At 48.1% G+C, this 13,856-nt stretch carries 14 protein-coding genes; 12 read left to right on the forward strand and 2 right to left on the reverse strand.

Annotated features, from left to right (window positions below; translation table 11 throughout):
• The first annotated feature begins 41 nt into the window (after positions 1-41).
• From AC0THY_RS08825 to AC0THY_RS08860, 8 genes are all read left to right on the forward strand, one after another.
• Entirely contained in the window at positions 42-935 is an 894-nt protein-coding gene (locus AC0THY_RS08825) for an amino acid ABC transporter substrate-binding protein (protein ID WP_489994057.1), read from the forward strand.
• Positions 936-1,012: 77 nt separating this feature from the next.
• Complete coding sequence (locus AC0THY_RS08830; RefSeq protein WP_489994058.1) at positions 1,013-1,663, forward strand: amino acid ABC transporter permease; 651 nt, start codon at positions 1,013-1,015, stop codon at positions 1,661-1,663.
• Between the two features lie 11 nt (positions 1,664-1,674).
• The gene (locus AC0THY_RS08835; protein WP_489994059.1) at positions 1,675-2,427 is read left to right on the forward strand and encodes an amino acid ABC transporter ATP-binding protein; all 753 of its coding nucleotides are present in this window, start codon (positions 1,675-1,677) and stop codon (positions 2,425-2,427) included.
• A 165-nt stretch (positions 2,428-2,592) separates the two neighbouring features.
• The gene (gene purC / locus AC0THY_RS08840) at positions 2,593-3,297 is read left to right on the forward strand and encodes a phosphoribosylaminoimidazolesuccinocarboxamide synthase (protein WP_489994060.1); all 705 of its coding nucleotides are present in this window, start codon (positions 2,593-2,595) and stop codon (positions 3,295-3,297) included.
• Positions 3,298-3,362: 65 nt separating this feature from the next.
• On the forward strand, positions 3,363-4,808 hold the full coding sequence (gene purF / locus AC0THY_RS08845) for an amidophosphoribosyltransferase (RefSeq protein WP_489994061.1): 1,446 nt from the start codon (positions 3,363-3,365) through the stop codon (positions 4,806-4,808).
• A 52-nt stretch (positions 4,809-4,860) separates the two neighbouring features.
• Positions 4,861-6,294 (forward strand): adenylosuccinate lyase, encoded by a 1,434-nt coding sequence (gene purB, locus AC0THY_RS08850; RefSeq protein ID WP_489994062.1) that lies wholly within the window; start codon positions 4,861-4,863, stop codon positions 6,292-6,294.
• Between the two features lie 80 nt (positions 6,295-6,374).
• The gene (locus AC0THY_RS08855) at positions 6,375-7,259 is read left to right on the forward strand and encodes a LysR family transcriptional regulator (RefSeq protein ID WP_489994063.1); all 885 of its coding nucleotides are present in this window, start codon (positions 6,375-6,377) and stop codon (positions 7,257-7,259) included.
• Between the two features lie 147 nt (positions 7,260-7,406).
• Entirely contained in the window at positions 7,407-8,681 is a 1,275-nt protein-coding gene (locus AC0THY_RS08860; protein WP_489994064.1) for an adenylosuccinate synthase, read from the forward strand.
• A gap of 104 nt (positions 8,682-8,785) precedes the next feature.
• On the opposite strand, the gene AC0THY_RS08865 is transcribed toward AC0THY_RS08860, so the two are convergent.
• On the reverse strand, positions 8,786-9,385 hold the full coding sequence (locus AC0THY_RS08865) for an HAD-IA family hydrolase (protein ID WP_489994065.1): 600 nt from the start codon (positions 9,383-9,385) through the stop codon (positions 8,786-8,788).
• Positions 9,386-9,626: 241 nt separating this feature from the next.
• On the opposite strand from AC0THY_RS08865, the gene AC0THY_RS08870 reads away from it, so the two are divergent.
• On the forward strand, positions 9,627-10,253 hold the full coding sequence (locus tag AC0THY_RS08870) for a VTC domain-containing protein (RefSeq protein WP_489994066.1): 627 nt from the start codon (positions 9,627-9,629) through the stop codon (positions 10,251-10,253).
• A 100-nt stretch (positions 10,254-10,353) separates the two neighbouring features.
• Here the strand turns inward: AC0THY_RS08870 and AC0THY_RS08875 are convergent, their stop codons facing one another.
• Positions 10,354-10,566, reverse strand: a complete 213-nt coding sequence (locus AC0THY_RS08875) for a hypothetical protein (protein ID WP_489994067.1) — start codon at positions 10,564-10,566, stop codon at positions 10,354-10,356.
• Positions 10,567-10,809: 243 nt separating this feature from the next.
• Here AC0THY_RS08875 and AC0THY_RS08880 point away from each other — a divergent pair, with 243 nt between their 5' ends.
• The 3 genes from AC0THY_RS08880 (at position 10,810) to AC0THY_RS08890 (ending at position 13,840) form a co-directional block, all read left to right on the forward strand.
• On the forward strand, positions 10,810-11,853 hold the full coding sequence (locus AC0THY_RS08880; protein ID WP_489994068.1) for a threonine aldolase family protein: 1,044 nt from the start codon (positions 10,810-10,812) through the stop codon (positions 11,851-11,853).
• A gap of 117 nt (positions 11,854-11,970) precedes the next feature.
• A complete protein-coding gene (locus tag AC0THY_RS08885) occupies positions 11,971-12,459 on the forward strand; it encodes a MarR family winged helix-turn-helix transcriptional regulator (RefSeq protein WP_489994069.1) in 489 nt (162 codons plus the stop codon).
• Positions 12,460-12,481: 22 nt separating this feature from the next.
• Positions 12,482-13,840, forward strand: a complete 1,359-nt coding sequence (locus AC0THY_RS08890) for a citrate/2-methylcitrate synthase (RefSeq protein ID WP_489994070.1) — start codon at positions 12,482-12,484, stop codon at positions 13,838-13,840.
• The last annotated feature ends 16 nt before the right edge of the window (positions 13,841-13,856 follow it).

Below are 13,856 nucleotides of genomic sequence, written 5' to 3' on the forward strand. Positions count from 1 at the left end.
TGGTGAAGAACGAAAAAGAGCATATGTATGGAGGAAAGTATATGAAAAAGAAAGCACTGAGCATGATTTTAGCGGCAGCCATGGTAGCAGCCATGACAGCCGGGTGCGGATCAAAGGCAGCAGAGGCGCCGGCGACGGAGGCGGGACAGGCTGAAACCACAGCTGTGTCTGAGGCACAGACAGAGGAAACAAAGGAAACCGGAAGCGAGGCAGCAGGAGATGAGGGCAGCGCGGATGGGGATAATACATTTATCGTAGGATTTGACCAGGACTTCCCGCCCATGGGATTTGTAGGTGAGGATGGAGAGTTTACCGGGTTTGACCTGGATCTGGCAGCAGAGGCTGCGAGCCGGATGGGTCTGGAAGTAAAGTACCAGCCTATTGCCTGGGACGCAAAGGACATGGAGCTGGAATCCGGAACCATTGACTGTATCTGGAACGGTTTTACTATGACCGGGCGTGAGGATTCCTACACCTGGAGTGAGCCGTATATGAAAAACAGCCAGGTATTTGTGGTGAAGGCAGATTCCGGGATCGCATCAAAGGCGGATTTGGCAGGTAAGGTAGTGGATGTTCAGACAGATTCCAGCGCGGAAGCGGCCTTAAACGAGGACGCAGAGCTGAGCGGCTCCTTTGGACAGCTGATCCCAGTGGCTGACTACAACACCGCATTTATGGATCTGGAGTCAGGAGCTGTGGACGCCATTGCCATGGATGATGTGGTGGCAAGCTATCAGATTGAACAGCGTCAGGCGGATTTCGTAGTGCTGGAGGAAACGCTGGCTGCTGAGGAATATGGAATTGGCTTCAAAAAGGGCAATGAGGAGCTGAGAGATAAGGTACAGGCAACACTGGAGGAGATGGCAGCTGACGGAACACTGGAGGAGATCTCCACAAAGTGGTTTGGCAAGGACATAACAACCATCGGCAAATAAGTCAGAACAGTTAGGCAGGGCTGTTGCATTGGAGGCAACGGCCCTGTTTTTGGTTACATAGGAAAGGAGGAAGAAAAATGGAATATTGGATGATGTTATCAAAACTATCGGGAGGAATGCTTACTACCATTGCAATATTTGGACTGACCTTGTTGTTTTCCATGCCGCTTGGTATGGTGATCACCTTTGGCAGGATGTCAAAAAATAAATTGATTCGAAGTATTTCAAAAGTGTACATATCTATCATGCGGGGAACTCCTCTGATGCTGCAGGTTATGGTGGTATATTTTGGCCCCTATTATCTGCTGAAGCTGCAGATTTCCTCAACGTACCGCTTTACTGCGGTGATCATTGGATTTGTGCTGAACTATGCAGCCTATTTTGCGGAGATCTACAGGGGAGGAATTGAGTCCATGCCTGTGGGACAGTATGAGGCAGCGAAACTGCTGGGCTATTCCAGGACACAGACATTTTTCCGCATTATTCTTCCGCAGGTGATCAAGAGGATACTCCCCTCCGTGACCAATGAAGTAATTACGCTGGTAAAGGATACCTCCCTGGCTATGGTGATTGCGGTGTCCGAGATGTTTACCATTGCCAAGGCGCTGGCTTCCTCCACAACCAGCATGGCTCCCTATGTGGCTGCCGGTATCTTTTACTATGTGTTTAACTTCCTGGTGGCCTGGGGTATGGAAAAAATTGAGCATAAGATGAACTATTACAGATAGGAGGGAAGAGGATGCATTTACTGGAAATGAATCATGTAAAAAAACAGTTTGACGAGCTGGAGGTGCTCAAGGATATTTCCCTGACTGTGGACCAGGGGGAGGTACTGGCGATTATTGGCCCTTCCGGTTCCGGAAAGTCCACCCTGCTGCGGTGCGCTACTCTCCTGGAGACTATGGATGACGGGGAGCTGTTCTACCTGGGAGAACCGGCGGCGGTCAGTGAAGAAGGCAGGTCTGTGTATGCAAAAACTGCACAGCTGAGGCAGATTCAGGGTTACTTTGGATTGGTATTCCAGAACTTTAACCTATTCCCACATTTTTCAGTGCTGAAGAATATTATGGATGCCCCCCTGCATATCCAGAAGAGGGACCGGGTAGAGGTCGAAAAGCACGCGTTGGAACTGCTTGCCAAGATGGGGCTCTCGGACAAGGCAGATGCCTATCCCTTCCAGCTCTCGGGCGGACAGCAGCAGAGGGTTTCCATAGCCAGGGCCTTGGCTATGAATCCTAAAATCCTGTTTTTTGACGAGCCCACGTCCGCTCTGGACCCAGAGCTGACAGGGGAGATTTTAAAGGTGATTAAGGATCTGGCTGCGGAGCATATGACCATGGTGATCGTGACCCATGAGATGAACTTCGCTAAAAATGTGGCGGACCACATCATCTTTATGGAACAGGGCGTCATTGCGGAACAGGGAACCCCTGATGAACTATTTAACTCAAATAATCAGAGGATGAAAGACTTTTTAGGTAAATTTGAATAAAGTAAAAAAATGTAGAAACTTGTAACTTGCTTTATAGATTACATTGGTATATACTTTTTACGTAGTTTTACAAAAACGTGTAACTATCAACAGGTCTGCGTATTTACTTCGCTGACCGTAAAAAATGTTTCGGGAAAACTTAAGAAAAGGATAGGTGGAATTCAGATGGAAAAAAAGGAATTACTTTACGAAGGAAAAGCGAAAAAGGTCTACACAACGGAAGATCCTGATGTGCTGATCGTGGATTACAAAGATGATGCGACCGCTTTTAACGGCCAGAAAAAGGGAACCATTGTGGGCAAGGGCGTTGTAAACAACCGTATGTCAAACCACGTTTTTAAGATCCTGGAAGAGCAGGGCGTTCCCACCCATTTGATCGAGGAGCTCAGCGACAGAGAGACAGCTGTGAAAAAGGTAGAGATCGTTCCGCTGGAAGTAATTATCAGAAATGTTGCTGCAGGCAGCTTTTCAAAGAGACTGGGTGTGGAAGAGGGAACCAAATTCTCAGCACCTACCATCGAATTCAGTTATAAAAATGATGATCTGGGCGACCCGCTTATCAACGACTATTTTGCAATAGCTCTGAACCTGGCTACCAGAGAAGAGATTGAGACCATCACCAAATATGCTTTTAAAGTAAATGAGGTGTTAAAAGAGTACTTTATGAAGGCCAATATTGAGCTGGTTGACTTTAAGATTGAGTTTGGCCGCTACCATGGACAGATTATCCTGGCGGACGAGACTTCACCGGACACCTGCAGACTGTGGGATGCCACCACACATGAGAAATTGGACAAGGACCGTTTCCGCAGAGATATGGGAAATGTAGAAGAAGCATACAACGAGGTATTTAAGCGTCTGGGATTATAATAGCATTTGCGGGTATGGGGACAGGAAGGAAATGACGGACATCATCCTACAGAAAGGTAACGTAAATGCAGAATAGAATACATGAACAGAGTATCGAATCGGACAAGCTGAGGGAAGAGTGCGGCGTTTTTGGCATCTATGACTTTGACGGGAATGACGTAGCTTCCACAATCTACTATGGCCTGTTTGCGCTTCAGCACAGAGGTCAGGAGAGCTGCGGTATCGCGGTAAGCGATACCGCGGGCCCCAAGGGGAAGGTACGGTCATACAAAGGGATGGGCCTGGTAAACGAAGTGTTTACTGAGGATGCCTTTGAGAGCATGAAGGGTGATATCGGAGTGGGGCATGTGCGCTATTCCACCGCGGGAGAGAGTACCAGAGAGAACGCGCAGCCGCTGGTTTTGAACTATATCAAGGGAACCCTGGCGCTGGCGCACAATGGGAATCTAATCAACGCACCTGAGCTTAGGGAAGAGCTGGCCTATGGAGGAGCTATTTTTCAGACCACCATTGACTCTGAGGTGATGGCCTATCATATTGCCAGGGAGCGTGTGCAGGCGAAAACCGCGGAGGAGGCAGTGGCGCGCGCCATGCGTAAGATAAAAGGTGCCTACTCTCTGGTTGTCATGTCTCCCAGAAAGCTGATGGGCGCCAGGGACCCCTATGGGTTTAAGCCCCTGTGCATCGGAAAGAGGGACAATGCCTATATTTTAGCCTCAGAGACTTGCGCTCTGGACACCATTGGGGCAGAGTTTGTGCGGGATGTGCTTCCGGGCGAAATTGTCACTATCACCAGGCAGGGAATCCAATCTGATACCAGCATGTGCCTTCCGGGTAACCAGGAAGCCAGATGTATTTTTGAATATATTTATTTCGCAAGGCCAGACAGCCGGATTGACGGCGTGGGAGTTTACAATTCCCGCCTTCAGGCCGGCAGGTTTCTGGCCATGGACTCCCCGGTGGAGGCAGACCTGGTGGTGGGCGTGCCCGAATCCGGGAATGCGGCTGCACTTGGATATTCCCAGCAGTCGAACATTCCCTACGGAACCGCTTTTGTGAAGAACGGCTATGTGGGCAGGACTTTTATCAAGCCTAAGCAGAGCAGCCGGGAATCCAGCGTTCGCGTGAAGCTGAATGTCTTAAAGGAAGCGGTTGAGGGAAAGCGGGTGATTATGATCGATGACTCCATTGTCCGGGGAACCACCAGCGACCGGATTGTCAGCATGCTTAAGGAGGCTGGGGCCAGGGAAGTGCATATGCGCGTCAGCTCCCCCCCGTTTTTATGGCCATGCTATTTTGGAACGGATGTGCCGGCCAGGGAGCAGCTGATTGCCTACAATAAGACCGTGGAGGAGATCTGTCAAATCATTGGAGCGGATTCACTGGGATATCTGAAACCAGAGCGGCTGAGCCAGCTGGTGGACGGACTGCCCATATGTAAGGGCTGTTTTACCGGTGTTTATCCCATGGACCCTCCCACTGAGGATATACGCGGAGCTTATGAAAAATAGTAACTGTGAAGGTTCGACACAGTTATGAAAACAGACCATAAGGAGAATACAGATGAGTACAGATAAATATCAGAGTCCTCTGTCAGAGCGCTATGCCAGCAAGGAGATGCAGTATATTTTTTCTCCGGACATGAAATTCCGTACCTGGAGAAAGCTTTGGATTGCCCTGGCTGAGACAGAGAGGGAACTGGGACTGAATATTACCCAGGAGCAGATTGACGAGCTGAAAGAGCACGCGGAGGACATCAACTACGATGTGGCAAAGGAGCGGGAAAAGATTGTCCGCCACGATGTCATGTCCCACGTGTACGCCTATGGCGTACAGTGCCCGAAGGCAAAGGGGATCATCCATTTGGGTGCAACCTCCTGCTATGTGGGGGACAACACGGATATTATCGTAATGACCGAGGCTCTGAAACTGGTGAAGAAAAAGCTGGTCAACGTAATTGCAGAGCTTTCCGGTTTTGCCGATGAGTATAAGGCACAGCCAACGCTGGCATTTACCCATTTCCAGCCGGCACAGCCCACAACAGTTGGGAAGAGGGCTACACTGTGGATGCAGGAGTTTCTTCTGGATCTGGAGGATCTGGACCATGTGCTTGCGAATATGAAACTTCTGGGCTCCAAGGGGACCACAGGCACCCAGGCCAGTTTCCTGGAGCTGTTTGACGGGGACCAGGAGACCATTGACAAAATTGATCCTACGATAGCAGAGAAGATGGGATTCCGGGAGTGCTATCCTGTTTCCGGACAGACCTACTCCCGCAAGGTGGATACCAGGGTTGCAAATGTCCTGGCCGGAATTGCGGCCAGCGCCCACAAGTTTTCCAATGATATCCGTCTTTTGCAGCATTTGAAAGAGGTGGAGGAGCCCTTTGAGAAGACCCAGATCGGATCTTCCGCCATGGCTTACAAGAGAAATCCCATGAGAAGCGAGCGCATCGCATCCCTGTCCAGATATGTGATGGTGGATGCTTTAAACCCGGCGATCACCTCAGCGACCCAGTGGTTTGAGCGGACTCTGGATGACTCAGCCAACAAGAGGCTCTCCATACCGGAGGGATTCCTGGCCATTGACGGCATTCTGGATCTCTGTCTGAATGTGGTGGACGGACTGGTGGTGTATCCTAAGGTTATCGAGAAGCGCCTGATGTCCGAGCTGCCGTTTATGGCAACTGAGAACATTATGATGGACGCTGTAAAGGCAGGGGGCGACCGTCAGGAGCTGCATGAGAGAATCCGTGAGCTGTCCATGGAGGCAGGGCGTAATGTAAAGGTGGAGGGAAAAGAGAACAATCTACTGGAGCTGATCGCGGCAGATCCGGCCTTTAACCTCACATTGGATGAGCTAAGAAAAACCATGGACCCCAATAAGTATGTGGGGCGCGCTCCACTTCAGGTGGAGAACTTTCTGAGCAAGGTGGTTAAGCCCATCTTGGAGGAAAACAAAGGCCTTTTGGGATTGAAGGCGGAAATCAACGTATAAATTCTGACCGGGTCATTTTATGGCCCGGTTTTTGTAACCCAGGCAGATTTTTAAATCACAGCAGAGCGGGAAGGTGCAGTATGAATATCAATCTGGAATACTACAAGATTTTTTATTATGTGGCAAAGCTGGGCGGCATCACCTTGGCGGCTGAGGAGCTGTCCATCACCCAGCCTGCTGTGAGCCAGGCCATCAAACACCTGGAGGAGGCGGTGAAAATCTCTCTGTTTGTGCGAACAGGCAAAGGAGTCCGCCTGACAGCAGCCGGAGAAATGCTTTATGTGTATGTGAAGAGAGGGTATGAATCCATACGGATGGGGGAGCAGAAGCTGAGAGATATAGCCGATCCCGAGTCCGGAGAGATTCGCATCGGGGCCAGTGATATGACGCTTCAGTTTTTCCTGCTGCCCTTTCTTCAGCATTTTCATGAAGAGTACCCCCGGGTAAGGCTGACCGTGACAAACGGACCGACTCCGGAGACACTCCGGTATATGCAGGAGGGGAAGATTGACTTTGGGGTGGTCACAGGACCTCTGCAGGTGAAGGGGGACATGGAACTGCGCCCTGTGAGAAAGGTGCGGGATGTGTTTGTGGCGGGCAGCAAGTTTGAGCAGCTTAAGGGTAAAATACTACCCCTCAGGGTGTTGGAGGAACTTCCCATTATCTGCCTGGAGAAAAACACCAGCACCCGTCGCTATATAAATGAGTTTCTGCGGGAGAACCAGGTAGTATTAAACCCTGAAATTGAGCTGGCGACCAGCGATATGCTGGTGCAGTTTGCCAGGCGGAATCTAGGTGTGGCCAGTGTGGTGGAGGACTTCGCCATGCCCAGTCTCACCGGCGGAGAGCTGTTCCGGCTTGTGTTTGATTGCCCTATTCCGGAACGTTTTATGTATTTGATGCTGGATAAAAAAAATCCCCTGTCCGCAGCAGCCAGGCAGCTGATATCGGTTATCCAGGAGTGAACCATAACCATTACTTGCGCTAATGCAAAATATAATGAATATTAATTTTACTTATATACGGTTATCGTGTATACTGAAAAGGCAGGGTCGCTTGGCGATACTGTCAAAAGACAATAGGTAAAGAGTAAAACTACAGGAGGAATTCACATGGTACAGGCAGTTGTTGGAGCAAACTGGGGAGATGAAGGAAAAGGTAAGATTACGGATATGCTTGCCGAGAAGGCGGATATTATCGTAAGGTTTCAGGGCGGAGCCAATGCAGGGCATACGATTGTCAATAATTACGGTAAATTTGCACTGCATACACTTCCGTCAGGTGTGTTTTATGACCATACCACCAGTATCATCGGCAACGGCGTGGCTCTGAACATTCCTGTTTTATTTAAAGAAGTCAAGAGTATTGTGGACAGAGGGGTTCCGGCGCCAAAGATTCTGGTTTCCGACCGGGCCCAGATGGTGATGTCCTATCATATACTGTTTGATCAGTATGAGGAAGAGCGCCTGGGTGGAAAATCCTTTGGCTCCACCAAATCAGGAATCGCCCCATTCTACTCAGATAAATACGCTAAGATCGGTTTTCAGGTGAGTGAGCTGTTCGACCAGGAGCTCCTAAAGGAAAAGGTGGTGCGTATCTGTGACCAGAAGAATGTTATTTTGGAGCATCTCTACCACAAGCCTTTGCTGAAGCCGGAGGAATTGCTGGCAGAGCTTAGAGAATACCGCGAAATGGTAGAGCCCTTTGTGTGTGACACCTCCGCTTATCTTTGGAATGCCATTCAGGAGGGAAAGAACATTCTTTTGGAGGGGCAGCTTGGATCTTTGAAAGACCCAGATCACGGTATTTACCCCATGGTGACCTCTTCCTCCACTCTGGCTGCATACGGAGCCATCGGCGCAGGAATACCGCCCTATGAGATCAAGAAGATTGTGACGGTTGTAAAGGCTTACTCCAGCGCTGTGGGGGCAGGTGCCTTTGTCAGTGAAATCTTTGGAGAAGAGGCAGATGAACTGAGACGCCGGGGAGGTGACGGAGGCGAGTACGGTGCAACTACAGGGCGTCCCAGGAGAATGGGATGGTTTGACTGTGTGGCAAGCAAATATGGCTGCCGGATTCAGGGAACCACGGATGTGGCCTTTACTGTGCTGGATGTGCTGGGATACCTGGATGAGATCCCCGTGTGCGTGGGATATGAGATCGACGGAAACGTGACTACAGACTTCCCCACCACTGCGATGCTTGAAAAGGCAAAGCCGGTACTGGAGGTACTGCCGGGCTGGAAAGCGGATATCCGCGGAATTGGCAAGTATGAAGATCTTCCTGAAAACTGCAGAAAGTATGTGGAGTTTGTGGAGAAGCAGATCGGTTTCCCCATCACCATGGTTTCAAACGGTCCGGGTAGAGATGACATTATTTATAGATAAGCAGTAACTATCAAACAGGTGAAGATCCACAGGATGGATTTTCACCTGTTTGCTGTACAGGTCTGTTCTCATTACTTTCATCGAAACAATAGGGCCTGTCATATTCAGCCCAGAAGAGATTCTAACTTTTCTGAGGCTGTGGCATAGTCCTCAAACAGAACTGTGTGAAGTCCCAGTTTCCTGGCAGTATCCCTGTTCACGGGGGAGTCATCAATAAAGACCGCGTGTTTCGGGTCAATGGAATAACGGGCAAAGAGAGCCTCAAATATGGCTGGGTCCGGTTTGACCTCGTGGATTTCGTAGGACATAAGGCCCCCGTCCATAAGATCCAGAAAACGCAGTTCCCAAGCGGACTTTTCGCGGGTGGTTTTGGCATAGTTGGAGAGATAGAAAAGCCGGTATCCCCTGTCCTTTAAATTGGTCAGCCATGGGATCGTGTAGGGAAACATCTTTAGAGAGCTGGGAAAGTTATCAAATACCATGCGGATTTCATTCTCATATTCTGGGGCCTCTTGAATAAAGAGGGACAGCACCTCCTGGTCCGTAACCGCACTGCGGTCAAACTCAATCCAGTTAGGGCTGGCAAATACCACCCTGGCTACTGCGTCGTAGGTCTTGTCATCAAAAGAAAAGCCGGACAGGTACTCTGGCCAATCAAAGCGCAGAAGTACTCTTCCGATATCAAAAATTATAGTGTCAATCATAGGACAACCTCCTGGTAGTTTTGTCTGTTTCATCATAATACGTTTTCTTCCTATTTGTCAATTATTTACATATTTTAGAAAGATTTCAGAACTTTGTCACCTGAAATTCATAAATCTTTGATATAGTAAAATTGTAATTTGGAACAGATTAAAATATATGCATGAACTGAGGGGAACGTGCATATATTGTATTTGGCAAAGCCACAAAGGCCTGCCGCAGATGGAAGAATGGGGGATGTTCATGAGATACGTGACTTACTATGAAGAGTGTAATACGCTGACTGCAGACAGATACCAGCAGGCTAAACAGATGATACTAGCGGAGGAACCAAAGAAAAAGCTGGAAAAGTATACACTCAGAAAACTGCAGTTCATAGGAAACAGTTCGCAGAAAGCAATACCAAATTACTATTTATGCCTGAGGGATAAGGATGAGAACCAGATCTATCTGGAAAAGAAATACATACAGGGCGGGATTTATTATAAAAGATGCCTGAAGCTCTCAAAGGAGGAGTGCAGCCGGATTCTCATGGGGGATCTGGAATGGATGAAGAACCACAAGAAGGCTCTGTTAGCGGAGTTTTATCTGCAGGTGACTTTAAACCACTTAAGTCCCGGCTATATGACAGAGTATGAGCGTGAAATGGTTCACTGCAAGAAGGAAGGATATGTAACCTTCTTTAAGAGTATCAAGAGAGCGGTGGGAACCACAAATCATTTGTTTGAAGATCCGGAATTTTTCATATCCTGCCTGGATCATGGCAAGGTACTTGTGACCTACAAAAAGGCTGCGAAGCTTCCGGATGTGATCAGCAGTATGATTCAGGTTCCGGAGGAACCTGCAGAAGATTATCTGTTTGCTTATTAATACAGGAACTGCAATAAAATAGACAAAGAAACGTAACTGTGAAGGCACTGAACAGTTACAAAGATATAAAGACAAGTGGGAGGACTCAAAGGGAGTCTTCTCACTTGTCTTTATTTAGTACCCGGTAAATCAGTATATACCCATAGAGAAGTACTGGAATTATGATGGTACATGCAACAGAAACCTTTAGAAGGTCGTCTGCCAGCTCATTTTTCATCAGTGCAAATACCAGGGTTGACAAGTAGAGCAAAAGCAGAAGAATAGCGCCTATCAGGGCCAGAATCCGCTTTGGTTTATCGTGCTTTTTATTCATGGACACGCTCCTATTTCTTTTTTGCAACCACTTTGTGCTTTGGCAGTTACAAATGACTTTTTTACATTATAAAAGCTTTTTATGGAAAATGCAATAAAAATATGCTAGAGTGTGTAAAAGAATGTAACCGTTCAGCTTGGCTGGACGGTTACAAAAGAATCGTCATAATGTTGCTGGTTACAGGTGAGCAGTTACTCAAAATTTGGTTTTACAGAACAGTAACTGTATTAGAAGGGGGATAAAATGATAAGATTTGAGAGTGATTATCTGGAAGGAACTCATGAGCGCATTCTGAGGCGGCTGATGGATACCAATCTGGAGCAGACATGCGGTTATGGGGAAGATGTGTACTGTGAAATGGCCCGCGGGAGGATACAGGAGGCATGTGGGACTTCGGAGGCATATGTACAGTTTTTAGTGGGTGGAACACAGACAAATACGGTGGTGATTGCTGCTGCGCTGCGGCCTCACCAGGGAGTCATTGCTGCCCAAAGTGGTCATATCAATACTCATGAGAGCGGGGCTATTGAGGCAGCGGGACACAAGGTGTTGGTGGCACCGGGAATCGACGGCAAGCTTACTGAGGAAGAAGTGAAGCGCATCTGGATGGAACATGCAGAGGATAGCAACAGGGAACATACAGTACAGCCTAAAATGGTGTACATATCGAACCCGACGGAGATCGGGACCATCTATTCCAAAAAGGAGTTGGAGGCGCTGAGCCATGTTTGCCGGGAGTGCGGTCTCTATCTGTATATGGACGGTGCGCGTCTGGGATATGGTTTGACGGCGAGGGGAAATGATCTGACCCTGGAGGATATTGCCCGCTGCTGCCATGTCTTTTATATAGGCGGAACGAAGGTTGGAGCCCTGTTTGGGGAGGCTGTGGTGATTACAGACAAGTCGCTTATGAGTGATTTCCGCTATCTGATCAAGCAACGGGGAGGAATGCTGGCAAAAGGTAGGCTTCTGGGGGTGCAGTTTGATGAACTCTTTACCAACGGTCTCTATTTTGAACTGGGGGCCCGCGGGAACCGGATGGCAGAGATTTTGCGGAACGCATTTTTGCAGCATGGCTGTGGCTTTTTAGTGGAGACAGAGACAAATCAGCTTTTCCCGATTTTGGAAGACCGAGAGCTTGAACGTCTGAAGGAAACGTACAGCTTCAGTTACTGGGAGAGGGTGGATGAGTGTCACAGCGCAGTCCGCTTCTGTACCAGTTGGGCAACGAGAGAGGAAGATATAGAGACATTTGCAAAGGATTTGACACAGCTTGGAAGAGGATAATTGTAATGTTATCAAAAAGTTCATATTTTTTTAATTGTTTTTTGTTGAGAATTGCTGTATAATTCAAACATAAATAGTTTAATATTGAATAGTTCAGAATGAAAAGGTGGTGATGGAATGGACGGCGTTGACGGGCGACGGGACTCTATTAGCGAGGAGTTCAGTTCCGGTGAGGCTTTTTCCATATCTTCTCAGAAGATCAGAAAAATCTATGAGAAAATGTGGATGAAGACCAGAAAGGCCTATGGGCTGACCCAAAATGAGATAGATGTACTGCTTTTTTTAAAAAAGCATCCAAACATTGATACAGCGGCGGACATTGCCAGCTGCTGTTCTCTGTCCCGTTCCCTGGTATGTAAATCTGTTGAGGCACTTTTGAGAATTGAGTATCTGGTGGTTCAGACAGACAAGCAAGACAGGAGATATTTACATTTGAAACTTACAGACCAGGCCATACAGGTGCTGAGAGAGCTGGAGACGAGGCATACACAGTTCTGGGAAGCACTGATGAGAGACATTTCCCAGGAGGAGATCCTTCTCTTTAAGCAAGTTCTTTGCAAAATGAGAAGAAATCTGGAAAGGGTGGAAGAAGACATGGCTCAATAAAGAGAAAAGGAGAAGTGTGTATATGATGAGACAGAAAGAGTATGCAGAGCAGGTAAAAACACTGGCGGACAACTGTGTTTCGTTTGGAAAGATTGATGTGGATCTTTATGCAAAATACGATGTTCAGAGAGGACTGCGCGACAAAAACGGCAACGGCGTTCTGGCAGGCCTGACAAAGGTTTCCAAGATCGAATCCTTTCAGGTGGTGGACGGACAGAAGCAGCCCTGTGACGGCAGACTTTTTTACCGCGGGTACAGCATTCAGGATCTGATCAAAGGTGTTGTGAAGGATAAGCGTTTTGGATTTGAAGAAGTTGCCTATCTGCTTTTGTTTGGCAAGCTTCCGAATGAAGAGGAGCTGGAGGAGTTTAAGGCGCTTTTGGCTTTCAGCCGTAAGCTGCCCACCAATTTTGTGAGGGACGTCATTATGAAGGCCCCCAGCAAGGATATCATGAATTCCCTGTCGAAAAGTATTTTGACATTGGCATCCTATGACAAGGAAGCTTCTGATATTTCTGTTGAGAACGTACTTCGCCAGTGCTTGTTCTTAATCAGTGCAATGCCAGTGCTGGCTGTTTACAGCTATCACGCATACAATCACTACGAGAGAGATGACAGCATGTATATACACCGTCCGGACCCCAAACTGTCCACAGCGGAGAATATCCTGAGGCTTCTCAGACCGGACATGAAGTACTCGGCAGTGGAGGCGCATGTGCTGGATATGTGCCTGATTCTGCACATGGAGCACGGTGGAGGAAATAACTCCACCTTTACTACCCACGTGGTAACCTCCTCGGGAACAGATACTTACGCAGCCATTGCATCCGCCCTCTCTTCCCTGAAGGGACCGAAACACGGCGGAGCCAACATTAAGGTTGTGGAGATGATGGCTGACCTTCGTAAAAATGTAAAGGATGTGACAGACGAAGCTCAGGTGGAGGAGTATTTGAGAAAGCTGCTTCACAAGGAAGCTTTCGACAAAAAGGGACTGATTTATGGAATGGGACACGCTATCTACTCCAAGTCAGACCCCAGAGCCGAAGTTTTCAAGGGATTTGTTAAGGAACTGTCTGAGGAGAAGCACAGGGAGAAAGACTTTGCACTGTACTCTATGGTGGAGCGACTTGGTCCCAAGATTATCTCCGATGAGCGCAAGATGTACAAAGGCGTCAGCGCAAATGTGGACTTCTACAGCGGATTTGTTTACAGCATGCTGGATATTCCGGAGGAACTGTTCACACCAATCTTTGCGATTGCAAGAATCGTGGGATGGAGTGCACACCGCATTGAAGAGCTGATCAACGTGGATAAAATTATCAGACCGGCATATAAGAGCGTGATGGATGAATCTGACTATGTGCCTTTGGACGAGAGATAAAGAAAAGTTGTCAATT

This window comes from Ruminococcus sp. 8Y-12 (assembly GCF_058119865.1).